This window comes from Micromonospora sp. NBC_01655 (assembly GCF_026339755.1).
In the GTDB taxonomy this organism is placed as follows: domain Bacteria; phylum Actinomycetota; class Actinomycetes; order Mycobacteriales; family Micromonosporaceae; genus Micromonospora.
In genome coordinates, this window is sequence record NZ_JAPEQF010000001.1 from 949,411 (window position 1) to 972,595 (window position 23,185).

A 23,185-nucleotide genomic window follows, 5' to 3' on the forward strand; every position below is an offset into this window, starting at 1 on the left:
TCGGGGCCCGGGTCAAAGCCGTGAACGGGCACAAATCCCGGGCCGTAGGTGCAAGATCGCGGGGAGGGGCGGGCGGGGTCGTACGATCGCTGGCATGACCGGGCACATCACGGCGGCCGTGGGGGCGCTGGCAGGCGAGCTGCCGGGGTGGGTGACGCTGCTGCGCGCGCCGAACCCGGGGCCGATGACCCTCGACGGCACCAACACCTGGGTGCTGCGGTCCGGCCCCGGCGAGCCGGCGGTGGTGGTCGATCCCGGCCCGGCCGACGACGGGCACCTGGCCGCGATCGCGGCGCACGGCCCCGTCGCCACCGTGCTGATCACCCACGGGCACCCGGACCACACCGAGGGCTCGCCCCGGCTGCGCGAGCTGCTCGACGGCGCGCCCGTGCGGGCCGTCGACCCGGCGCACAGCCACGGCGGGCCGCCGCTCGACCCGGGCGGCGACCTCGACCAGGCCGGCCTGGTCATCCGGCCGCTGCCCGCACCGGGCCACACCGCCGACTCGGTCTGCTTCCTCGTGGAGCACGACGGCGAGCGGGTGGTGCTCACCGGCGACACGATCCTGGGCCGGGGCACCACCGTCGTCGCCCACCCGGACGGGCACCTCGGGGACTACCTGGCCAGCCTGGAGCTGCTCTCGACGTACCGGGGGGTGCCGGCGCTGCCGGGGCACGGCCCGGCGCTGGCCGACTGCGCGGTCGCCGCCGAGTTCTACCTCGCCCACCGCCGCGCCCGGCTCGACCAGGTACGGCGGGCGGTCGCCGAGGGCGTCACCACCGCGCCCGAGGTGGTGGCGCGGGTGTACGCCGACGTGGACCGCTCGCTGTGGTGGGCGGCCGAGTGGTCGGTCCGCGCCCAGCTGGAGTACCTGGGGGTCACCCCGGACGGGGCGGAGCGGCCGTGACCTGCCCGGTGTGCGGGACGGTCGCCGTGCCAGGTGCCCGGTTCTGCCACAACTGCGGCGCCGCCCTGCCGGCCGCCGCCACGCTGCCCGCCGCCGAGCGGCGGGTGGTCACCGTGCTCTTCGGCGACCTGTCCGACTTCACCTCCTGGTCGGAGGACCTCGACCCGGAGCGGGTCGGCGCGGTCACCGACCGGGTGCTCGCCGCCCTGGCCGGGGCGGTCAAGACCTTCGGCGGGCACGTCGACAAGCTGACCGGCGACGGGATCATGGCGGTCTTCGGCGCCCCGGTCGCCCACGAGGACGACGCCGAGCGGGCGGTCCGCGCCGCGCTGTCCATGCAGCGGGCGGTGCGCCGGGTGCTCGACGACGAACAGGGCGGCGGCGCGCCGCTGGGCCTGCGGGTCGGCCTGAACACCGGCGACGTGATCGCCGGCATCCAGGCGGCGATCGAGTACACCGTCATCGGCGACACCGTGAACACCGCCGCCCGGCTCGCCGACGCCGCCGCCGTGGGCGCGGTCTACGCCGGTGCCCGCACGTCCGCCGCGACCCGGCACGTGGCGTCCTGGCGGGCGCTGCGTCCGCTGCGGCTCAAGGGCAAGCGCGAGCCGGTCGAGGCGTACGAGCTGCTCGGCCTGCTGGACGCCCCGGGCACCCGGTCGGGCCTCGGTGACGAGGCGCCGTTCGTGGGCCGGGAGACCGAGATCGGCCGGGTCGCCGGCCGGCTCGCCGAGGTGATCGACCGGGGTGAGCCCCGGGTGCTGCTGATGACCGCCGAGGCCGGGATCGGCAAGTCCCGGTTCGCCGCCGAGGTGGAGCGCCTCGCCGCCGGCTACGACGTCGGCGCCGGGCGGTACGCCGCGCACACCGGGGCCCGGGTGCTCTCGGTGCGCTGCGCCGCGTTCGGCGAGCGCCGCCGGCTCGCGCCCCTGGCCGACCTGGTCCGGGCCGCCGTCGGCCTGCCCAACGACGCGGCGACCGCGCTGACCCGGCCGGCCGTCGAGGAGCGGCTGCGCCGGCTCAGCCAGCGCCTCGGCCGGCTCGGCGACGACGTCGCGCCGGTCGCCGCCGACCAGCTACTGGCCCTGCTCGGGTACGCCGACCTGCCCGCCGGGAGCCCGGCCGACCAGGGCGAGTGGGGCGCCGCCCAGCCGCCCGCCGACGCCGACGCGGTGCCCAACGCGGTGGCCGACCTGCTCAGCGCCATGGCCGCCGAGGCCCCGCTGGCGGTGATCGTCGACGACCTGCACGACGCCACCGCCGAGACCATCCGGGCGCTCGGGGCCACCCTGTCCCGGCTCACCGGCCCGGTGCTGGTGGTGCTGCTCGGCCGCCCCGAGCTGGTGCGTACCGCGGGGGCGCTGACCAGGGTGGCGGACGCCGAGGTGCACGCGCTGCCCCCGTTGCGCGGCGCCGACGCGGCCCGGCTGCTCACCAGCTACCTCAGCGGCGGGAAGCTGCCGCAGCCCGACGCCGACCGGCTGCTGGCCACCGCCCAGGGCAACCCGTTCTACCTCGCCGAGCTGGTCACCCTGCTGATGGAGCGGGGCGCGCTGACCGCCGTGGCCGACCGGTCCGCCCCGGCCAACGCCGGCTGGCGGCTGGCGCCCGGCTCGCTCGGCAGCCGGCTGCTCTCCCGGGACCTGGCCGCCGTGCTCGCGGCCCGGATCGACGCGCTGCCGTCGGACGCCCGGTCGGTGCTGCGGGACGCCGCCGTGGTCGGCGACACCGTCCCGGCCGGTGCCCTGGAGGCGCTGCGCGAGCAGCGCGCCGGGCGGGACGGCCGGCCGGCCGCCGTGGTGGCCGTCGAGCTGGACCGGGCCGTCGAGGAACTGCTGCAACGCCGGATGCTGCACCGGACCCGGACCGGGTTCGCCTTCGCCACCCCGCTGATGCGGGAGGCCGCCTACTCCGGGGTGAGCAAGGCCGAGCTGGCCGAGCGGCACGCCGCGTTGGCCTGCTGGGCCGCGCCCGGTGGGCCCGGCGAGCCGGCCGCCCCGGGCGGGTTCACCGACACCGCCCGGGACGCGTTCGTCGCCGAGCACGTCGAGCGGGCCGCCGCGCTCGCCGACGCGGTCAAGCTGCGTCCGGACGCGCCGGCGCGGACCGTCGCCCCGCTGGGGGTGACCGCGCTGGGCCGGGCCGCCCGCCGCTCGTTGCAGGCCGGGGAGCCGTCCGCCGCCGTCGAGTACGCCGAGCGCGCCGCCGAGCTGGCCCGGGGCGGGCTGCCGGCGGCCGACCGGGTGGCGCACGCCCGGGCGCTGCTCCAGATCGGTCGGGCGGCCGACGCGCTCGCCTACGCCGAGAAGATCGCCGCCAACGCCGGGGACGAGGCCGGCACCCGGACCAGCGCGCTGCTGCTCGCCGGGCAGGCCCACCAGACCCTCGGCGACCAGGCCCGGGCGGTGGCCTGCTGGCAGGAGGCGTTGCAGGTGGCCACCGCCGGGGAGCTGCCGACGCTGCGCGCCTCGGCGATGCGCCGGCTCGGCATGGCCGACTTCGTGGCCGGCCGGCTGGGCCAGGCGAGCAGCCGGCTCGCGGCGTCGTACCAGGTCAGCCTGACCGCGCAGGACCGGCGGGGGCAGGCGTGGTCGTTGCAGAACCTGGCCTGGGTGACCACCACCCGGGGCGACTTCGCCGGCACCGACGCGGTGCTCGGCCGGGCCGCCCGGCTCTTCGCCGAGCTGAAGGACCCGTACGGGCGGGCCTGGCTGCGCGGCACCACGGCGTTCGCCCGGCTGCTCGCCGGCCGGCTGCGGGAGGCGTGCCGGCTGGCGCGGGTCTTCCTCCCGTTCGGCGAGCGGGTCGGCGAGGCGTGGGCCGTCGGCACGCTGCGCGCGGTCGAGGCGTTCGCCGGCGCGGAGCTGGGTGAGATCGCCGAGGCCGACCGGGCGGCCCGCCAGGCGTACCGGGACTTCGCCGAGGTCTCCGACGACTGGGGGCGGGGCTTCGCCCTGGTGGCGCGCGGGGTGGTCGCCCGGGGGCTGGGCGAGCCGGCGCACGCCGCCGACCTGCTCACCGACGCGATGTCGTACGCCGAGCGGACCTCGCACCCGCTGCTCACCGGGATGGCCGGGACGCTGCGCGGCTTCGTGGCGCTGGACATGGGCGACTGCGACACCGCCGAGCGCTCGGCGCGGGCGGTGCTGACCGCCGTCGAGCCGCACAACCCGCAGGCGCCCGCCCAGGTGGGCCCCCGGGTGCTGCTGGCCACCGCCCGGCTGGCCGCCGGCGACTCCGCCACCGCCGCGGGGCTGCTCGCCCCGGTGGCCACCGCCGCCACGAACGCGCCGTCGCTGCTGTTCTCCCGCCGCCAGACCATGGCCCGGTACGCCTCCGCGCTGCTCGCCCACGGCCAGCACGAGCAGGCCCTGGACTGGGCCCAGCGGGCGATCGCCGCCCCGGCCGAGGACGTGCGCAGCCAGGTGGTCGCGGCGAGCGTGCTGGCCGAGGCGCTGGCCGCCGCTGGCCGGCCCGCCGAGGCGCTGGCCAGCGCCGAGGAGGCCGTCCGCCTGGCGTACGCGACGGAGCAGCGCAGCGAGCGGCTGGCGGCGGACGCGCTGCGGGTCCGCCTGCGGGGGTGAGCGGGGCGCGGCCGGGTGCGTGCGGCGTGCCGTCCCGACAGGCGGTCGGCGCGCGAGTCGGTTAGTCTGCCGGTTCCGCCGATGCGACGGCGGGCGGCACCGGTTACGGTGTCAGTTCCGAGTGGCGGTCCACTGTGGCGACCGTGCCGGGCCCCGGGAGGGACGTGATGAGGCTGCCACGCTCCAGCGCCGGCTGGACGATCGCGGTCTTCGGCGTCCTGGCGCTGCTGATGGGCGCGCTCGGGCTGCTCTGGCCGGAGGCCCAGCTACGGATGCTCGGCTTCGAGGTGTCGCAGGACCGGGCCCCCGGCGACTACACGGGCACCTTCCTGACCGCTTCCTCCATGGCGTCGTTCAACATGGGGGTCTACTACCTGCTGGCCACCGCCACCGAGTGGCGGGCCTTCTACCGGTTCACCGTCTTCTTCCGGCTGGTCACCTTCACCGTGTTCACCATCGTGGTGCTGGCCGGCGTCGCGCCGGGCCGGTTCTTCACGGTGGCGCTCTGGGAGGGCCTGGGCGCGGTAGCCACCGCCGTGGCCCTGCGCTGGGACGCCCGCCGGGCGGTGTCGACCCCGACGGGCGCGGAGCGTGACGGTCCGGGCGCGGTGCGCGGCGCGGTCCCGGCTGCTGACGCGGACCGCTGAGCCACCGGGCCGATTGGGTAGTTTCGAAGCCGTGACCGACACCCCGCCCGGCGCCATGCGAGTGCCCATCGTGCCCGGTCTGACCGATCTGGAGGTCTTTGCCCGGGGTGGCTACGCCACCGTGTACCGGGCCACCCAGATCTCCGTGGGGCGCGAGGTCGCGGTCAAGGTGGAGAACCGCACCCTGGACAACGAGCGGGACCAGGCCCGATTCCTGCGCGAGGCGCGGGCGGCGGGAAAGATGTCCTCGCACCCGCACGTGGTGGACCTGTTCGACGTCGGGGTCACCGTCGACCGGCACCCATATCTGATCATGGAGCTGTGCGACGGGTCGTACGCCGAGCGGATGCGCAGCTCCCCGCTGGGCCCGGCGGAGACCCGCGACCTCGGCGTGAAGATCGCCGACGCGCTGGCCCACTCGCACGCCAACGGGGTGCTGCACCGCGACGTCAAGCCGGCGAACATCCTGCACTCCCACTTCAACCCGGCGGTGCTGGCCGACTTCGGGCTCGCCGTACTGGCCGAGGTGCGCGACGCGTCGGTGACCCTGGAGGTGCTCACCCCCGCGTACGCGCCGCCGGAGATGTTCAACCACAGCCCGCCGTCGCCCGCGGTCGACGTGTACGCCCTCTGCGCCACCCTCTACGCCGTGATGCACGGTCGCCCGCCCCGCTGGCAGTCCGAGCGCAACCCCAGCCTGGTCACCGTGCTGGAGATGTTCCACCAGCCGATCCCCGGGCTGCCCGGGGTGCCGGAGGACCTGCTCGACGTGCTCCGGGCGGGCATGGTGAACGACCCGGGCGCCCGGCCGTCCGCCGTCGAGCTGCGCGGCCTGCTCGCCGCCCTGCCGCTGGACCCGGTCAGCGCACCGGTCAGCGGCGCGCCCGTGTCCGGCGGCCCGTCCTCGGGCGGCCCGACCATCGGCAGCACCACCGGCAGCCCGTCCACCTCCGGCGGCCTGTACGGCACCGGCCAGTCGGGCCGGCCCGCCCCGCGTCCCCCGGTCGAGGACGACCACCCCACCATGCCGACGACGTCCGGCCGCCGGTGGCGGCGCTGGTTCCTCGGCGGGGCCGGGGTGCTCGCGCTGGCCGCGTCGGCCAGCGCCGGCGCCTGGGTGGCAGGCGGCGCGCCGGCCGACCCGACACCCACGCCGGTCGCCAGCGCGATCGCCACGTCGGCGACCGGACCGTGGGGCACGCTGCCGGGCTGCGTGTCGGGTTCGCCGGGAGCCGTCAAGCTGCCGACGGGCGCGCGGTGCGTCGCCGAGCTGGAGTGCTTCGGTCCGGTGCGGGTGCGCGGCGACCGGGCGGAGGCCGCCCGGCTGCCCTGCGACGGCCGGCACACCTGGGAGACCTACGCCGCCGGCGAGTTGCCCCCCGCCCTGGCCGGCGCGGGGCACGACCAGGTCAGCGCCGACCCCGCCGTGCGGCGGGTCTGCAACCCGGTGACGTTCCGGTTGACCAGCGGCATCGCGTACACCAGCGGCTGGCACCTGGAGGTGCTGCCGCCGGACGGGACGGGCACCGACCGGACGTACCGCTGCCTGGCCGGGCGCGGCGCCGACGGGCTCGACGAGCCGACCCTCAGCGGTCGCTGACCCCGCCCGCGTTCCGCCGGCGTTCCTGGACCGCCCGCAGCGCGTCCCGGCTGTCCAGGGCTTCCAGCGTGTCGGCGTCGACGCCGCTCAGGCCGGTGACCCCCGGCGTCGGCCACTCCGCCGGCCCGTCACCCGTGCGCTCCCGGGCCTCCGTGCGGCGCTGCCGCAGCTCGGTCAGCGACACCCCGGCGACCATCACCAGCAGGACGCAGAGCAGGGCGAGCACCACCGCCAGGATGCTGCGCGGACGCCACCAGGCCAGCGTCACCAGCAGGGCGAGCGCCGCCAGCGACGCGGCGACCGCCCCGGCGCGCGCGTCGGGCCGAGGGAATCGGGTCACCCGTCAAGGATGGCGGAGCCGGCGTGCGTGTCAACCGCACCCGGCCCCCACCCGGCCCGGCCAGATCGGCTTCAATGGCGGGTACGGATCGTGCGGCACGCAGGGAGCATCGGTGGAGCGGACAGCCCGGATCGTGGTCGCGCTGCTGGCGGCGGGCGGGCTGGCGGCCTGCGGATCGGCGGAGCCGCCACGGCCGGTGCCGGCCGCGACGCCGACGGGCGGGCCTGCCGGCGCGACCCCGGCCGGCGCGTCCGACGGGTCGGCGGGCCCGCCCCCGGCGAGCCCGACCGCCCAGGTCACCTTCGACCAGGCGGTGGTCCGGTTCCTGAAGGGGAAGTCCGGCCGCACCCCGCGCTTCGTCGGCCTGTGCGCCGACGCGAAGCCGGACCCGGGCGCGCTCTGCGCCGCCCGACGGGCCACCGTGGACGAGGGTGAGGTGTACGGCATCGGCGCGCCGTACAGCGAGGTCGACGCGTTCCTGCTGATGCGGCGGGACGCGGGCGGCTGGCGGGTGGTCGACTCGTACGTGCCGGGTGTCGCCGGTGGCGAGGCCGCCGAACCGCCGGCCCCGGCCTGGTTCCGGGCCGTCGGCTGACCCGCCGGCCAGTCGACGGGGACAGGGAAGCGTCGATCACGAGGAATTCGTTACGTCAGTCGGAGAATTGACCCTTTCCTGGGCCTTTCGCGGGCGGCGATCCTCGACGCGGGTCCCTAGAGTGACGCAGGTCGAGGTTTCCTCGGCACGTCCCGTCCCCCACCGGAAGGCAACCGCATGCCACGGAGAACCCGTTCCCTGGCCGCAGCAGGAATCGCCGGCGTCGTCCTCGCCGGCACGGCGCTCGCGCCCGCCTCGGCGGCGCCGACGACCACCGGCTGGGGCCGTCCGGCCACGTCGGACCGGACCGACCCGGTCGAGGCCCGGCGGGTCGACCGCGTGCCCACCCCGAAGCTCGACTGGTACGCCTGCTACGGCTACGCCGAGTGCGCCACCGTCGACCTTCCGCGCGACTACGACGCCCCGTCCGGCGCCACCACGCAGGTGGCGGTGCTGCGGGTCAAGGCCCGCGACCAGCAGCGCCGGATCGGCAGCCTCTTCGTCAACCCGGGCGGCCCGGGCGGCTCGGGCACCGACCTCGCGCTCGCCGCGCCGTACTTCCTCGGCGACGACCTGCTGGACCGGTTCGACATCGTCGGCGTCGACCCGCGCGGCGTCGCGGCCAGCCAGAACGTCAGGTGCTTCCCGTCGGTCAAGGAGCAGACCAAGGCGTACGCCGGGCTGAACGTGGCCTTCCCGTGGACGAAGGCCGAGGAGCAGGCGTACGTGGCGGCCTCGAAGGCGGTCGGCAAGGGGTGCTCGACCACCGGCAGGCCGCTGACCGGGGCGATGTCCACCGCCGAGGTCGCCCGGGACATGGAGGTGCTGCGGCGGGCCGTCGGCGACCCGAAGCTGAGCTACCTCGGCTTCAGCTACGGCACCGCGCTCGGCCAGTACTACGCCAACATGTTCCCCGACCGGGTCCGCGCGCTGGTCGTCGACGGCGTGCTCAACCCGAACGCCTGGGTGGGCCAGGGCAAGGCACGCAACCAGCTCCAGGAGACCCGGCTGCGCAGCGCCGACGGCGCGTACGCGGCGCTGCACGAGATCCTGGTGCGCTGCGACAAGGCCGGGCCGGCGGCCTGCCCGCTCGCGGCCGGCGACCCGGTCGCCTCGTTCGAGCTGGTGGCGAAGCGGCTGCGCAAGAAGCCCGTGGTGATCGACGACCCGGACACCGGGGAGACGTACACCGTGAGCTACGCCGACTTCGTCGGTGCCGCGCTGAACGCGCTCTACGCCCCGTACGGCTACGACGACGTCGTCGGGATGACCGCCGACCTGCTGGTCCTCACCGACCCGACCTCCGCCACGGCGGCCCGCCGCGCCGAGGCCCGGACGGCGATCGCCCGGCGCGCCGCCACCGCCCGCCAGCAGGTGCGCCGTGGGTACGACTTCCCGTACGACAACGGCCTGGAGACCTTCCTCGGGGTGGACTGCACCGACGCGTACCACCCGAAGGACGCCGGTGCCTGGCCCGCCCTGGCCGCCAAGGAGGACAAGCGGGCACCGTACTTCGGCCGGCTCTGGGCCTGGGGCACCGCGCCGTGCGCCCGCGACACCTGGACGGTGCGCGACACCGACGCCTACACCGGCCCGTTCACCAAACGGACCAGCGCCCCGGTGCTGGTGGTCGGCAACTACTGGGACCCGGCGACCAACTACCAGGGCGCGGTCGGCTCGGCGGCCCTGCTGCCGAACAGCCGCCTGCTCAGCAGCGACAGTTGGGGGCACACCGCGTACGGCACCTCGGCGTGCGCGACCGGCGCGGTCGACGCCTACCTGATCAGGGGGACGCTGCCGGCCAAGGGCAAGGTCTGCGTCGGTGACGTCCAGCCCTTCGTGGAGCAGCGCGCGGAGGCGGCGGCCGAGCGGGCCCCGGCGTCCAAGAGCGACCTGGCCCGCCAGGGGGCACCGGCCCGGGGCGAGCCGAAGCGGCTGCCGCCCGTGGTGGCCCCGCTGCCCGGGATCGGCTCGTTGACCGTCCGCTGAGGACACCCGGGGGTACGGTGACGATCGGGCGTCGCCGTACCCCCGGGTCCGACCGCGCGGATGACCACACGAATGGACGTTAGCGGCTACCCTCGGTGTCCCCGCAGGTGCGCCGGTCAGCGAGGTCGCCGATGAAAATGTTCCTCACCCGGTCCCGGGTCCGCTCGGTCGCCACCACCGTGGCGGTCGCGCTGACCCTTACCCTCGCGGCTGCCGCGGGCTGCGACAGCCGGCAGGAGTCGCCGCTCCCTTCCGTCAACGAGAAGCTTCGTGAAACGCACATCTACGGCCAGCCGACGCTGAAGATCGGCGTCTCCACGACCGGCCCGCTGATGGGCGAGCTGCACGGCGGCACCTACACCGGGTTCGACGTCGAGATCGCCCGGTACATCGCCGCCCAGCTCGGGTACGAGGGCGACAAGCGCATCGAGTGGGTGCCGGTGGCCACGGAGGACCGCATCCCCGCAATCCAGGGCGGGGCGGTCGACCTGGTGGTCTCCACCTTCTCGATGACCGAGGAGCGAGAGAAGCTGGTCAGCTTCGCCGGGCCCTACCTGGTGACCACCCAGGAGGCGATGGTCCCGACCCGGCTCAAGGACAGCATCCGCACCATCGAGGATCTGCGCGACCCGCGCTACAAGGTGTGCACCAGCGGCGGCTCCACCACCGAGGCCGAGCTGGGCAAGCACCAGATCAGGGTGTTCGTGGTCAAGGAGGTCGGCGACTGCGTCAACGGCATCCTTGAGGGGCGCTACGACGCGGTCAGCTCGGACGAGACCATCCTCGCCGGCTTCCTCTCCAAGCACCCGAAGGACTTCACGATCATCGACATGCCCTTCGGCACCAGCGAGCAGATCGGCGTCGGGGTGCCGATCAGCGACCCGGCGCTGCGGGACCTCGTCGCGTTCTTCCTCGACAAGAGCTACCAGCAGGGGCGGAAGGGGCTGAGCAGCCCCTGGCTCACCGCGTATCACCAGACCCTCGGGCCGTGGCTGCGAGCGCCCAAGGTCCAGCCCCCGCCGCTGAACGTGCCGAAGTTGGTGGACTTCGACGACAAGGCGCCCCGGAAGTGACCGCGCCGACCGTCGCCGGCGGCAGCGACGTCGGCGCCGACCCGCCGACGCCCCGGCCCGCCCGGGGGCGGGACCCGGACGAGCGTCGGGCCAGGGCCAGCCAGTCGTTCTGGACGGTCGTGGTGGCCGTGCCCGCCATCTTCTCGGTGCTCCGACTCGGCGTGGAGGCCGGCGGGGAGCTACAGACCACCCTGCTGCTGGTCGCCAACGTAGGGCCGGTCAACCTGCTCGCCGGGTTCCTCACCACGGCGGCCCGGCTGCTCTCCACCGGCCTGGTCGCGGTGTTCGCCCTCGGCGCGGTGCTCGGGGTCAGCGTGGACCGGCTGCCCGGGTACCGCCGCCCGCTCTTCGCCCGTTGGGCGGACATCACCCCGGCGTGGTTCGTGCTGGCCAGCTTCCTGATCGCCCTGGTCACCTGGCCGCTGCTCTACCTGCCGCTGCTGCTGCCCGCTCTCGCCGCCGCGTTCCAGCTCCGCCCGGATCGGCTGCACGACGTGGCGGCGGCCCGGGTGCTGATCGTCGCGGCCCTGTTCGGCGGGTACCTGTTCTTCCTGGCGCCGACCCTGCTGGACGCCTGGCAACAGCGGGAACTGCTGGTCCTGGCCCTGTTCGTCGTCCCGCCGGTGCTCGCGCTCACCATCGCCGGGCCGCTGCCCGGGGCGGTGATCCGGCCGCTGGCCTCGGTCACCGAGGCCGCCGTGCTGGCCATGCTGGTCTGGGCGTCGCTGCCGGTGATCAGCACGCCCGTACTGCCGCTGACCGTGACCACGGTGGAGGCCACGCCGGGCACGACCGAGGACGTGCGCGGCCACGTGGTCGTCGTCGACGACGTGAACATGGTGCTGCTCCAGGAGCGCGGCGGCGTCCGGTACGTGCCGATCGACCAGGTGAAGGCGCAGGTGCTCTGCCCGAGCGAGGAGGAGCTGCCCCGGCACCGGCTGCGGGTGCACGACTTCCACGTGGAGGACTCGCTGCTGGAAGGGCTGGGGCGACGGGTCCGCCCGGCGAACCGGATCGACGCCGCCTGCCGCTCGACGGGCTGACGTTCGGCGCCATCGGCGCGGGAACGGTCAGCGGTCCGGGGCGGCGTCCGGCAGCCCGCCTTCCCCGAGCACCGGCAGGGACATAGCCGGCCGTCCGAACGGTATGGTGGGCCGATCTCCTCAGTGGAGTGGCGTCGTTCTGACCGGCGACTACGGTGGGCTCTTGTCCGGCGTCGGATGGTGAGGAGACGATCGCGTGCCAGAGCTGCCCGAGCTGCCCTTCGGCCTGCAGTACGCCGCGGTCGGGCTCTTCCTGCTCACCGTGGTCGCCGGCGTGGCGCAGCAGTTCTTCTCAGACTGGGCCCAGCGGGCGTTGGCCCGGGTGTGGCGGCGGATCTCGGGTCGGCGCCGTGGTGTCCGGGAGGACGACTGGCGTCGCTATCGGGCCTGGGCCCTCCGCACGTACAGCAGCGTGGAGCTGGGCTTCCTGCAGAACGTGTCGGTCGACCTGGGCGAGGTCTACGTGCCGCTGCAGTACGAGCAGGACGGCCGGCGGATCGACGTCCAGCGAGACCTGCGCACCGGACTCCGTACCGTCGTCCTCGGCGCGGCCGGTGCGGGAAAGTCGATGCTGCTGCGCCACTCGATGCTCCGCTGGGCCGCAGGTCCCGAGGAGTCCGACCGGGTCCCGGTGCTGGTCGAGCTGACGCGGTACAACCGACAGGACCGGTCCATCCAGCAGCTCGTCGTGGACGCGCTCAACCGCCCGGACGACGAGCATCCCGGCCGGGGCCGCCAGCGTCGCAAGCCCACCCCGCCGCTGGTGGCCGACGCCGAACAGGTCACCCCGCTCGCCCTCGCCCACGGTCAGCTCTGCGTCTTCCTCGACGGGCTCGACGAGGTGGTCACCGACCGGCGGGCCGACGTCGTCCAGGACATCAAGGAGTTCGCCGAGCGCTACCCGACCTGCCAGATCGTCGTCACCTGCCGAGATGCCGTGTACGACGGCGACCTGCGGCCGACGTTCGACCGGGAGATCCGGGTGGCAGGGTTCGACGACGCGGGCATCCGGCACTTCCTTCGACTGTGGTTCACCCGGCACCGCCGGCTCTCCGGCGACGAGGAGCCGACCGACCCCCGGCAAGCGGTGGAGCAGCTACTGGCGGACCTGCGCGGCAGCCCCACCGTCATGCGGCTCGCCCGCAGCCCGCTGATGCTGACCATGATCGCCACCCTGTACGAGGCCGATCCCGGCGCGGGCCCGATGATGCCCAACTCCCGGGCCGAGTTCTACGAGCAGGCGGTCGACCACCTGCTCCGGCGCGACCGCGACCTCGGCCGCCACGGCAGCCTCGCCCGCTACAAGGCCGGCCACAAGCTGATGGCGCTGCGCGCCGTCGCGCTCGCCGCCCAGGGGGCGACCTCCGGGCAGGCCGATCAGCGGGTGATCTCCGAGGAGGAGATCTACGCGGCGCTCAGCCGCGTCCTGCCCCGGTTCCGGCTGGACGGCGACAATCTGCCGCACCTGATCGACGAGATCATCGAGCGCAGCGGACTGCTGCTGCGCACCGACGACAACAATCTGCTCTACGAGTTCGCCCACCTCACCCTTCAGGAGTACCTGGCGGCGGTGGAACTGGCCGACGACCCCGAGCGGCTGCTCACCCTCTATTCGGAGAACCCGAAGCGCTGGCGGGAGACCGTCAAGCTGTGGTGCGCCGGCGCCAACCGGGACGCCTCCGGCCTGGTGCGGCGGATTCTCGGCGGGAACGAGCGGGATCAGCTCCTCGCCCTGGAGTGCGTGGCCGAGGCCCGGCAGATCGATGAGCGTCTGGCCGGCGACATCGTGGACCGGTTCCTGCTGCACCTAGGCGAGTCCGGCACGGACAAACATCTCGTGCTGGCCGCCCTGGGCGCGGCGGCGGGCAACGCCGGGCCCCTCGGTCAACGCCTGTTCGACCAACTCCGGGTGGCCGCGGCGGCGGGCGGGCCGATCGGCGAGGACGCGGCGGTTGCCCTGGCCGAGTCCCGCCGCCGGGAGGCGATCGAGGCACTCAGCGAACTCGCGGAGGACTCACCCACGGCCCGGGCGGCCCTTCGGTCCACCGGCGAACTCGCCATCCCGGTCCTGTTGGACCGGGCGCAGGCCGGCTCGCTGGTCGCCGTGGACGACCTCGCAGCGATCGGGACTCCGGCCGCCGCCGTGGCGATCGCAGAGCAACTGTGGGGCGCCGGGCCGGTCGCCGTACGGGCCGCGTGGCGGTTGGCAGCGCTGATCGGTGCCCCGGACGTCGAGAACGAACTGTGCCACTTCAACCCCGGCCCGTTCGCGCGGGACGGGGATCCGGAATGGTACGACTGGCTGTGGGTGCCCTTCACCGCCAGCGCCGCGGATCCGATGGCCCGGACGATGGGACGGGTGGGCTGGCTGATCGACCGGTCGACGGGGGAGGACGTGCCCCCGGACCTGGAGGGAGTGGACGTCCGGCTGGCACTGGGCATCGGCGCCAAGCCGAGCCCGTTCAAGACCGGAAAGGTGCCTGCGGAGGTGAGCGAGGCTCTGGTCGCCGCCGCCCGCCGGCTCGGGCACCGACGGCGCGTCGCCGCTGCGGACCTCACCACCGTCGACGTGGAGCAACTGCTCGATCTGATCCACAGATCGGAACCGGAGCTGGCTCGTCGGCTCGCCCTGACGGTGCTCGACCTGCGCGCGAGCGACTCGCGCAACGCGCTGCTGAGGCAGCTTCCGGGGCCCGTGCTGGTCGGCCTCGCCGCCCGACTCTGGCTCTCGACGAGCCTCGATGCCGAAACCCGCGACTGGCGGACGTTGCACGAGCGGCCCGAGGCTCCGACCGTGCTCGCGGTGTGCCGCAGCATCGCCGTCACCATCGGAGTGCTGCTCGGCGTCGCACTCGTCGGCATCGGGGTGGTCCGCTCGGTGGCCACGCTGACCGGATCGTGGGTGTGGGGACCACGCTGGCTCGCCGTGGTGGTCGTGCTGTCCCTGGCACTCTCCCTGGTCGGTTTCGTCGCCATGTTCGTGTCCGGCAAGGCTGGCGAACCTCCCTTGCCGGCCATTTTCGCCGTCCTCCTCGGTGCGGCCGTGCTGCTCGCGGCGAGCGCGTTCATCGGCGTCCCCACCCTCGCCGGGTGGATCGGAGCCTTCTCCACCGCGTTCTCGCTCTCGGCGGTGGCCATCGCGATCGTGGTCCTGACCATCTGGACCAGCCGGCGGAAGCGGGCTCTGCGCAACCCCTACCGGGCGTTGCTCCAGCGGCACGACACCGATGCGAAGGGCCTGCTCGACTCCCCGGTCGGCTGACGGAGGCGTCCCGGGTGCGGAGGATCAGCCCTCTGCAGGCCTGATGACGGCGCGGAGGAACTCCTCGGTGCGTGCCTGGGAGGGCTCGTTGAAGATCACCTCCGGGGCGCCTTGCTCGAGGATTCTCCCCTGGTCCATGACGATGACGCGGTCGGCGACCTGGGCGGCGAAGCGCATCTCGTGGGTGACGATGATCATCGTCATGCCTGACTCGGCAAGGTCGCGCATCACCTTGAGGACTTCGCCCACGAGCTCGGGGTCCAGGGCGGAGGTCGCCTCGTCGAAGAGCATCGCCTTGGGCTCCATCGCCAGGGCACGGGCGATGGCGACGCGCTGTTGTTGGCCGCCGGAAAGCTCGTGGGGGCGGTTGTCCACCCGATCCGCGAGGCCCATGCGAGTGAGGAGTTGTAGGGCGCGCTCGCGTGCCTCGTTCTTGGGTATCTTCCGAACGCGAACCGGCGGCATCATCACGTTCTCGAGGGCGGTGAGGTGGGGGAACAGGTTGAATCTCTGGAACACCATCCCGAGCTCGAGTCGGGCCAACCGAACGGCCTTGGCGTTCATCCGATGCCGGCCGTTCGTCGCGTCCTGGATGATGGTCCCGTCGACGGTGATACGCCCGGAGTCGATGGTTTCCAGCGCGTTGATCATCCGGATCAGCGTGGTCTTGCCTGACCCGCTGGGCCCGATGACGACGGCGACCTCACCTTCGGCGACATCCAGGTCGACGCCGCGGAGCACGGGAATTTCGCCGAAGGTCCGGTGGATGCCCTCGACACGGATGAGGGGCTGCCTGGTGGCTTTGGCGAGCTGTTCGGTGGTGGTCACGTGACGGGCTCCTTCTCCGCCTCGACGGGTGCAGGCACCGAGGGCTTCTTGCGGGGGCGCGGCCTGACGAGCTCGAGATGGGTTTCGAGGCGACGAAGCAGCAGGCTTGTCGGGTAGCTGACCGCGAGGTAGAGGAGACCGATCACTGCGTAGATCTCCATGTAGCGGAACGTCTCCGAACCGATCACCTGTCCGGTGAACAGAAGCTCTGCCACGGATACGGTCGACGCGAGGGCACTGTCCTTGAACAGGGAGACGGCGTAGTTGCCCGTTGGCGGCAGGGCGATTCGCATCGCCTGGGGCAGGATCACTGAGCGCATCATCGTTGGCCAGTCCATGGCCAGGGCCGCGCTCGCCTCCCACTGGCCCTGCTCGACCGCACGGATCGCTCCGCGGAAGATCTCGCTCAGATACGCACTCGTGTTGGCGCCCAGGCCGAGGATAGCTGCGGTGAGCGGGGAGAACTGGATCCCCATGGCGGGCAGGGCGAAGTACGCGAAGAACAGTTGAAGGATCAGGGGGGTGCCGCGCAGGACCTCGACGTAGATCGTCGCCGGCACGTAGAGGTACCACCGTCGCCGGTTGAGCCTCATCATCGCGATGACGAGTCCGAGCAGCAGGGCGAGGACGAACGCGCCGATGGTGATGGCGACGGTGTACTTCATCCCCTCGAGCAGCCGCGGCAGCCATTCCTTGGTCAGGTCCAGGGTCATGTCATCCCTTGAGCGGGTTCGGTGGGTTGAGCGGCGCGAAGCTCCTACGTCCCCGAGACGAGATGGATCCCATCGTTTCGACGAGGAGTTGGGCGCACAGGAAGGAGGTGATCTGGTTCGGTGTGTCAACCATGGGGTTCAGTTCGACGATGTCGAGGCCACAAACGTCGAGGTTCCGGGAAACGGCTGCGAGAACATCCCGCAGGTGCTCATAGTCGAGGCCACCTGGCTCAGGGGTGGCGACCCCCGGCACGATGGCGGCATCGAGCACGTCCAGGTCGACGCTGATGTAGACGGGTAGGTTCGGGTCTAGCTCAGCGAGGACCCGCTCCGGCCCGTCACGGAGGTAGTCCCTCGTCGTGAGGACCCGGTTGCCGTCCGCGATGGTGTCGCGATAGTGGTGCTCCGGGGTGCGGAAGCTGCGCATCCCGACCTGCACGATGTGCCGCACGGTGGGTAGTCCGTGGGCTAGGCGGACAGGGTTCCCGTGGCTCTGGGTGACTCCGTGGACGAACGGCTGGTAGTCCAGGTGCGCGTCGAAGTGGAGGAACTGCACGTCCTGCCCGTAGGCGCGCAGGACCGGATAGGTGGCGGCATGATCGCCCCCCACCACGATCGGGGTCGCGCCCCGGTCGAGAACCGTCGACACAAGATCTGTGGCGTTCTGCCACGTCGCGTCGATGTTGGTGTAGATGACGTCCACGTCGCCGCAGTCGACGATGCGGTTCTCAGCCATCTCGTCCTCGAGGAACCGCTCCCCCGAGTTGATGTCCCAGAAGCCTTCGCGACCGCCGGTGTTGCAGGACCGGAAGCGCAACGACAGCTCCCGTACCCGGCGGGGGCCGAGACGGGCGCCCGGGAGCCAGCCGGAACCCTCGTCGCACGGGAAACCGATGAAGGCGAAGTCTGCGTCGAGGGAGGCAGGGTCCGCACACACCGGCCCACGAAGGAAGGTCGCGATCCCCGTGAACGCCAGGTCCAGCCGCGTGGTCGAACTGGGGTTTCCGTCCGGCCTCACCATGTCACAGGTCCAGCCAGGTGTCGGCCGGGCTCAGGCCCGCCTTCTCGAAGATTCTCGTGACCGTTCCGTCGGCCTTCATCTCCTTGAAGACTGCGCTGAAGTCGTCGACGAACGCCCTGTTCTTCGGGGCCACCGCGAGAGCGTTGTCGCTGTCCTGCTTGTCGACTGGGGCGTAGCCCGCCGAGAGTTCCATGTTGAGGTTGGGGTTCTGCTTGATCGCCAGGGCCGCGATCGAGGCGTCCGCGAGAACACCTTGGACCCGGCCGGTCTGGATGTCCTGGAACGCTTCGTAGATCGTGCCGTACACCTTCACCTTGATCTGCTTGCCGTCGGGACATGCCGCGCTCGCCTTCTTCAGGCTCTCGGCCCAGACGGTGCCCTTGTAGGTGGCACCCGTGTGGCCGCACAGGCCCGCGAGGTCTTGGATACCCAACGGATTCCCCTTGGCCACCGCCAGGCCTTCGGTGTTGTAGAAGAGGACGTCGGTGAAGGCGACGTGCTTCTCGCGCTCAGGAGTGCGATACATGGCATCGCCCATGACCTGGATCCGGCCGCTGGTGAGGGCCGGGATCAGGCTGTCGAAGGGCATCGGGGTCGACCGGACCTCGGCCTCGATGCCCTTGCGCTTGAGGTACTCCCTGATGAGGTCCGGGACGATGCCCTCGGGCCTGCCGTTCGTCACTGTGGACCAAGGCTCGTCATTGGAGGTACCGATGGTGACGACCTTGCTCTCCTTGATCTCGGCGAGAAGGTCCTTCGTTGCTGAGGTCGAACCCGGTCCTGAGGTGCCTCCGCACGCCGCGAGTGAGATCGCGGCGATGAGGGTGAGGCCCAGGGGTGTCTTGCGACTGCGCATCGTATAGCTCCTGCTCTCGCGGGTGCTCGTGGTCGTGCTCCCTCATCGGGGTACAGGAGATCCTGCACCCTAACCCTTGATGGCGCAAGAGATCCCTGCATACTCATGCTTCGAGCAGGAAGTAGCTTCCTTGCGGGCTTGCGTCATCCCTGGGGCTTGATGCAAGACTGAGTGTCTGGATCCCGCTCAGGCTGCCGTCAACCGGACAAGGAGTTGCCATGAAGGCGAAGTCAGGTGTTCCGCGGATCTCCCTCAACAGCGACATCGGGGAGGGGTTCGGCGTGTGGTCCGTGGCTGACGACCGTGCCCTGCTTGAGCTGGTCACGGACGCCAACGTCGCGTGCGGCTTCCACGCCGGCGACCCGGACATCCTCCTGAAGACCTGCCGCGATGCGGCCGAACTCGGTGTGACGGTGGGCGCGCAGGTCGGGTACTTCGACCTGCGCGGCTTCGGTCGCCGGTTCATTGACGTCCCGCCCGCGAGCCTCGCTGCTGACGTGCTCTACCAGGTTGGCGCCCTGGACGCGATCGCTCGGGCATGTGGCCTGTCGGTCACCTACCTCAAGGTCCACGGGGCGCTGTATCACGCATGTGTCCAGCGCCCGGACATGGCGCGGGCCATCGCGGACGGGCTCAGCATGTTCGGGCGCGACGTCCCCGTCATGTGCCAGCCGGGCACCCCCTTCGCGGTGACTCTCGCCAGCGCTGGTTGCAGACTCCTTCGGGAGGGCTACCTCGACCGGGCGTACCAACCGGACGGTCTGCTGGTTCCGCGTGGGCAGGAAGGCGCGATGATCACGGATCCCGATGCTGCGGCCCTGCGGGCCGTCCAGATCGCGACCACCGGGACGGTGACGGCGATCGACGGATCGGTTCTCCCGCTCGAGGTGGACTCGGTCTGCATCCACTCGGACTCTCCTGGTGCGCTCGAGATCGCGCAGGCGGTGCGGGCGGCACTCGAGGGTGAGGGAGTGGCGCTGCGAGGTATCCTTGCCTGATTCGCCCAAGCGGTGCGCAGACATCATCCTCCGGGTGCACCGGCTCGCGCGGACCGGCGCCCTTATCGATCTGGAGCGGCTCGAGCACGCGAAGATCGTTGCCATACAGGCCCGTCGGGTCGATGTCGACGGGAGGCTACGGGAAGTCATCCCGGCGGCACGGACGGTGTATCTGCAGGCCGCCCCAGAGCACCTTGAGGAGATCCTGTCCCGATTGCGTGACGCCCCTGTCGAGGCGGTGGCGCAGGAGGAGCATCGACTCATCGAGATTCCTGTCCGCTATGACGGGCAGGATCTCGACTACGTCGCCGAGAGACTCCGCATGGCTGTCGGCAGCTTCGTGCACCGCCACTCAACGATGGAATACGAGGTGGCGTTCTTCGGGTTCGCGCCCGGCCAGGCCTTCTTCGGGGAGCTCCCGAACGACTTACGACTGCCGAGAAGGAGCGTTCCGCGCACGAGAGTGCCATCGGGGGCCTTGGCCATCGCGAACGAATTCACCATCATCTACCCCGAGCAATCGCCAGGCGGCTGGCATCTCATCGGGCATCGGGCCGGACCACCGCTGTGGGACCCGCATGCCGATCCGCCCAGCCGACTGCGCATCGGGGATCGGATCCGGTTCCGGGACGTCACATGATCCGTGTTCTTGCCAGCGGGCCGCTTGCCACAACTCAGGATCTGGGCCGCTGGGGCTGGGGACACCTGGGGGTGCCCCGAAGCGGCCCGGCGGATCCCCCCAGCCACCATCTGGCCAATCGGCTCGTCGGGAACGCCATCCATGCCGCGACCGTCGAGGTCCTACGCGGAGGTCTCACGGTCGAGTTTCTCGAACCCGCACTCCTTGCCATTACGGGTGCTCCCGTCGGCGCCTGCCTCGACGGCGTTCCCGTGGCCTTCGGTGCCACCGTTTGGGCACCGGCCGGGACAGTCCTGTCGCTGACGGTGCCACGCTTCGGGCTGTGGAGCTACCTTGCCGCTCGGGGGGGCTTCGACCTCGAGCCCCAGCTCGGGAGCCGCTCGGCGGACACCCTGTCGGGAATCGGGCCGCCACCGCTGGCGCCGGGCCAGGTGGTGCCGATCGGTGACCTCGTCGCTGGCCCTCCGGCTGCGACGGATTCGCTGATCGGGCTGAGCGATCGCCGGGACATCGAGATGCGTGTCTCGCCCGGGCCGAGACACGAATGGTTCACCCGCCAGGCGCAGGAGCTACTTGTGACCACGGCGTGGACGTTGAGCGCCGACACGAACCGAATCGCGGCCCGGTTGACCGGGCCGGAGCTGACCCTCGTCGAGCCACGCCAGCTCCCGACGGAGGGGCTGCAGATCGGCTCGATCCAGGTGCCCCCCTCGGGACAGCCCATCGTCCACCTGGCCAATCACCCACCCACGGGTGGCTATCCCGTCATCGCGGTTGTCGACGAGTCGGACCTGCCGATGCTCGCGCAGAGTCTGCCGGGGACCGTGGTGCGCTTGGTAAGGAGAGCGCCGGGGCGGCCCGCCTGACGCGCGGCCCGGAGATGCACTCCGGGCCAGCCGCGTCTACGGGCTGGTCATGCACACCGACACGGAAGGACGGCGGTGACCTCTACGGAGAACCCGGGCAGGTTCGACTGCACGATCGCTCGTGACGGGGGGACCGCGCCGACGAACTCGCCCCAGATCGAGTCGAAGACCCCCCGCTGTTCGATGTCGGTGAGATACACCGTGCAGAAGGCCGCCTCGGCGAGTGCGGAGCCTGCCGCACGGGCGATGGCTTCGACGTTTGCGAGGGTTTGGCGGGCCTGGGACTCAAACGGGGCGTTGTTGAGCCGGGTGCCGTCCGGCAGGCGTGGCGTCTGCCCGGCGACGTGGACCAGCCCGCCGGCGCAGACGGCTTGGGAGTACGTGCCGGCCGGGGGCGGCGCGTCGGCGGTCGTGATGATGCGGCGGTCGCTGTGCATACTCATGTCAGGGGGTCCTCTGTCGTTGGAATCGGTCGTACAGTCTGCGCTCCAGCCCCCGGTCCTGCTTCGCGGAGAGCTCGAGTAGGCGCAGGACCAGGGCATTCGCAGTGGCGGAGGGAGCCACTGCGGAGTTGAAGAAGGTCTGGGTCTCGTACCGGGTCATCAGTGTCCGCACGAGCGGATCGATCGGGATCGGTGCAAGGGCGCTGTCGGTGACGACGACCGAGTTGGCGCCGACCGCGGTGGCCCGCTCGACGGCCTGGAGTGAACGGTCGTCGTAGACGGGAAAGGTGAATGCGAGCACCGCATCGTCGGGCCCGATGAGGTCGACGTCGTCGAGAACGGTCCCTCCGACCGCCCCGATGAGCCTGGTTTCCATGAAGTGCCGGAGGTGGAACTCCACGGTGTACGCGAGACCGAATGATGATCGAAAGCCGACGACATGGAGCAGCCTGGCGCCGTGGAGCGCCTCCGCGCACTCGTGAAGCGTCTGGTAGTCGAAGGATTCGACGCTCTGGGTCAAGGCGTCCAGATCGCCGCGAAGCGAGCTGTGGACCCGCTCATCACGCGGCGAGATGATGCCGGCGACCTGGGTGGCGGCGCGTTGCTCGGCGGCTCGGCGGATGGCCGCCTGCATGTCCGGGAAGCCCTCGTAACCCATCCGGATGGCGAAGCGGACAACGGTCGACTCGCTGACGCCGAGCTTGTCCGCGATCCGTAGCGCGGTGAGCTGCGAGGCCTCGCGTGGCTGGGTGATGCAGTACCGGGCGATCTTGCGCTGACTCGCGCTGAGCAGGTCTTCCTTGCGGCGCACCCGCTCGGGCAGGGTCTCGTCATCGCGCGGCATGACACCGTCCCGATTCCGTCTCTAGGGCAGGGTGGCCTGCACCTGAACCGTACTCTTGCATCATCTCAGGTATTAGTGCAGGATCTTGTGGCATGACCGGAGATCCTACACTGACTGAGCGCCGGTTCGCGGGAAGAGTGGTCGGCGTGTTCGATGCAGGGATCGGCGGGCTCCCCATCGCGCGCGCCCTCACCCGCCGCCTGCCCGGTGTGGCGATCAGCTACCTGGCCGACTCCGGCCGCCGTCCGTACGGACCCCAGCCGGGAGCGACGGTGGCGAGATACGTCCGTCAGGCTGAGCGGTTCTTCGCCGGCAAGGGTGTCGACGTGTGGGTCATCGCGTGCAACACGGCCAGCGTCGTGGCCCCCGCAACCAACGAGCGCCTGGTGCCATGTGTCGACATGGTCGAGGCGGTCGGTCGCGTCCTGCCGCCGGTGGCGGCTGGGCGGGTGGCCCTGCTCGGCACCTTGGGCACGATCGTGAGCGGAGCGATCCCGCGCGCCTACCCCGATCACGACTGGGTCCCCATGCCCACGGAGGCGCTGCTTCGGCACGCCGAGGAAGGTGATGCGCGTTCACCCGCGGTGCTCGACCTTCTCCGGCGGCTGCGGGACGAGGTCGACCAGAGCGGGGCGACGCATGCGGTCCTGGCCTGCACCGACTACACCTGCATCCTGCCGGCCATGGCCGATGCGCTGCCCGGGATTGCGCTCCTGGACCCCCTCGATGGGGCGGTGCGGGCCGTGTGCGACATCGTTCGATCGAGATCGACCGATGAGGCGCCGACCGCGTTCCGGGAGTCACGGGGGCACGAGTTCGCGGTCACCGGTCACCATCCCGTCGACATCCCCACGCTCGCCCGGGAGACGTACGGGCTCGAATTCACCACCACCGTCACCATCAATCTCGAACTCACAGAGAGCTGAGGCCCATACC

At 72.0% G+C, this 23,185-nt stretch carries 20 protein-coding genes; 13 read left to right on the forward strand and 7 right to left on the reverse strand.

Features of this window, described 5'->3' with window-relative positions; all coding sequences use genetic code 11:
• The first annotated feature begins 94 nt into the window (after positions 1-94).
• From OOK41_RS04585 to OOK41_RS04600, 4 genes are all read left to right on the forward strand, one after another.
• Positions 95-907 (forward strand): MBL fold metallo-hydrolase, encoded by an 813-nt coding sequence (locus OOK41_RS04585; protein WP_117664736.1) that lies wholly within the window; start codon positions 95-97, stop codon positions 905-907.
• On the forward strand, positions 904-4,491 hold the full coding sequence (locus tag OOK41_RS04590) for an adenylate/guanylate cyclase domain-containing protein (RefSeq protein ID WP_266263070.1): 3,588 nt from the start codon (positions 904-906) through the stop codon (positions 4,489-4,491). Before OOK41_RS04585 ends, OOK41_RS04590 begins: the two co-directional genes overlap by 4 nt.
• Positions 4,492-4,658: 167 nt before the next feature.
• Positions 4,659-5,138, forward strand: coding sequence for a hypothetical protein (locus OOK41_RS04595; RefSeq protein ID WP_243639007.1), 480 nt, complete (start codon positions 4,659-4,661; stop codon positions 5,136-5,138).
• Between the two features lie 31 nt (positions 5,139-5,169).
• Entirely contained in the window at positions 5,170-6,738 is a 1,569-nt protein-coding gene (locus OOK41_RS04600; RefSeq protein ID WP_266263071.1) for a serine/threonine-protein kinase, read from the forward strand.
• On the opposite strand, the gene OOK41_RS04605 is transcribed toward OOK41_RS04600, so the two are convergent.
• Positions 6,725-7,078 carry a hypothetical protein gene (locus OOK41_RS04605; protein ID WP_117664739.1) on the reverse strand — a complete coding sequence of 118 codons (354 nt, stop codon included), beginning with the start codon at positions 7,076-7,078 and terminating at the stop codon, positions 6,725-6,727. The two genes, OOK41_RS04600 and OOK41_RS04605, sit on opposite strands and share 14 nt — an antisense overlap.
• Positions 7,079-7,190: 112 nt before the next feature.
• Here OOK41_RS04605 and OOK41_RS04610 point away from each other — a divergent pair, with 112 nt between their 5' ends.
• The 5 genes from OOK41_RS04610 to OOK41_RS04630 all read left to right on the forward strand — a co-directional run bounded on the left by OOK41_RS04610 (position 7,191) and on the right by OOK41_RS04630 (position 15,040).
• Positions 7,191-7,673, forward strand: coding sequence for a hypothetical protein (locus OOK41_RS04610; protein WP_117664740.1), 483 nt, complete (start codon positions 7,191-7,193; stop codon positions 7,671-7,673).
• A 177-nt stretch (positions 7,674-7,850) separates the two neighbouring features.
• On the forward strand, positions 7,851-9,662 hold the full coding sequence (locus OOK41_RS04615; protein ID WP_266263072.1) for an alpha/beta hydrolase: 1,812 nt from the start codon (positions 7,851-7,853) through the stop codon (positions 9,660-9,662).
• 131 nt (positions 9,663-9,793) lie between these two features.
• A complete protein-coding gene (locus OOK41_RS04620) occupies positions 9,794-10,735 on the forward strand; it encodes a transporter substrate-binding domain-containing protein (protein ID WP_266263073.1) in 942 nt (313 codons plus the stop codon).
• Positions 10,732-11,778 (forward strand): hypothetical protein, encoded by a 1,047-nt coding sequence (locus tag OOK41_RS04625; protein WP_266263074.1) that lies wholly within the window; start codon positions 10,732-10,734, stop codon positions 11,776-11,778. The genes OOK41_RS04620 and OOK41_RS04625 overlap by 4 nt, the downstream gene beginning before the upstream one ends.
• Before the next feature lie 196 nt (positions 11,779-11,974).
• Positions 11,975-15,040, forward strand: coding sequence for an NACHT domain-containing NTPase (locus OOK41_RS04630; protein ID WP_266263075.1), 3,066 nt, complete (start codon positions 11,975-11,977; stop codon positions 15,038-15,040).
• A 24-nt stretch (positions 15,041-15,064) separates the two neighbouring features.
• Here OOK41_RS04630 and OOK41_RS04635 read toward each other — a convergent pair whose 3' ends face one another.
• From OOK41_RS04635 to OOK41_RS04650, 4 genes are read right to left on the reverse strand one after another with little or no spacing between them, the layout of a single operon-like run.
• Positions 15,065-15,868, reverse strand: a complete 804-nt coding sequence (locus tag OOK41_RS04635) for an amino acid ABC transporter ATP-binding protein (RefSeq protein ID WP_266263076.1) — start codon at positions 15,866-15,868, stop codon at positions 15,065-15,067.
• Positions 15,865-16,581, reverse strand: coding sequence for an amino acid ABC transporter permease (locus OOK41_RS04640; protein ID WP_266263077.1), 717 nt, complete (start codon positions 16,579-16,581; stop codon positions 15,865-15,867). Before OOK41_RS04640 ends, OOK41_RS04635 begins: the two co-directional genes overlap by 4 nt.
• A gap of 1 nt (position 16,582) precedes the next feature.
• Complete coding sequence (locus OOK41_RS04645; protein WP_266263078.1) at positions 16,583-17,602, reverse strand: arginase family protein; 1,020 nt, start codon at positions 17,600-17,602, stop codon at positions 16,583-16,585.
• A gap of 1 nt (position 17,603) precedes the next feature.
• Positions 17,604-18,458 (reverse strand): transporter substrate-binding domain-containing protein, encoded by an 855-nt coding sequence (locus OOK41_RS04650; RefSeq protein WP_266263079.1) that lies wholly within the window; start codon positions 18,456-18,458, stop codon positions 17,604-17,606.
• Between the two features lie 245 nt (positions 18,459-18,703).
• On the opposite strand from OOK41_RS04650, the gene OOK41_RS04655 reads away from it, so the two are divergent.
• The 3 genes from OOK41_RS04655 to OOK41_RS04665 are packed head-to-tail and all read left to right on the forward strand — an operon-like array spanning position 18,704 to position 20,962.
• On the forward strand, positions 18,704-19,456 hold the full coding sequence (locus OOK41_RS04655; RefSeq protein WP_266267729.1) for a LamB/YcsF family protein: 753 nt from the start codon (positions 18,704-18,706) through the stop codon (positions 19,454-19,456).
• A 34-nt stretch (positions 19,457-19,490) separates the two neighbouring features.
• Positions 19,491-20,096, forward strand: coding sequence for an allophanate hydrolase subunit 1 (locus OOK41_RS04660; protein WP_266263080.1), 606 nt, complete (start codon positions 19,491-19,493; stop codon positions 20,094-20,096).
• Positions 20,093-20,962 carry a biotin-dependent carboxyltransferase family protein gene (locus OOK41_RS04665; RefSeq protein WP_266263081.1) on the forward strand — a complete coding sequence of 290 codons (870 nt, stop codon included), beginning with the start codon at positions 20,093-20,095 and terminating at the stop codon, positions 20,960-20,962. Before OOK41_RS04660 ends, OOK41_RS04665 begins: the two co-directional genes overlap by 4 nt.
• A gap of 47 nt (positions 20,963-21,009) precedes the next feature.
• On the opposite strand, the gene OOK41_RS04670 is transcribed toward OOK41_RS04665, so the two are convergent.
• On the reverse strand, positions 21,010-21,405 hold the full coding sequence (locus tag OOK41_RS04670) for a RidA family protein (RefSeq protein WP_266263082.1): 396 nt from the start codon (positions 21,403-21,405) through the stop codon (positions 21,010-21,012).
• A gap of 1 nt (position 21,406) precedes the next feature.
• Complete coding sequence (locus tag OOK41_RS04675) at positions 21,407-22,249, reverse strand: MurR/RpiR family transcriptional regulator (protein ID WP_266263083.1); 843 nt, start codon at positions 22,247-22,249, stop codon at positions 21,407-21,409.
• Between the two features lie 92 nt (positions 22,250-22,341).
• Between OOK41_RS04675 and OOK41_RS04680 the strand changes: the two genes are divergently transcribed.
• Positions 22,342-23,175, forward strand: a complete 834-nt coding sequence (locus OOK41_RS04680; protein WP_266263084.1) for a glutamate racemase — start codon at positions 22,342-22,344, stop codon at positions 23,173-23,175.
• Positions 23,176-23,185: the final 10 nt, after the last annotated feature.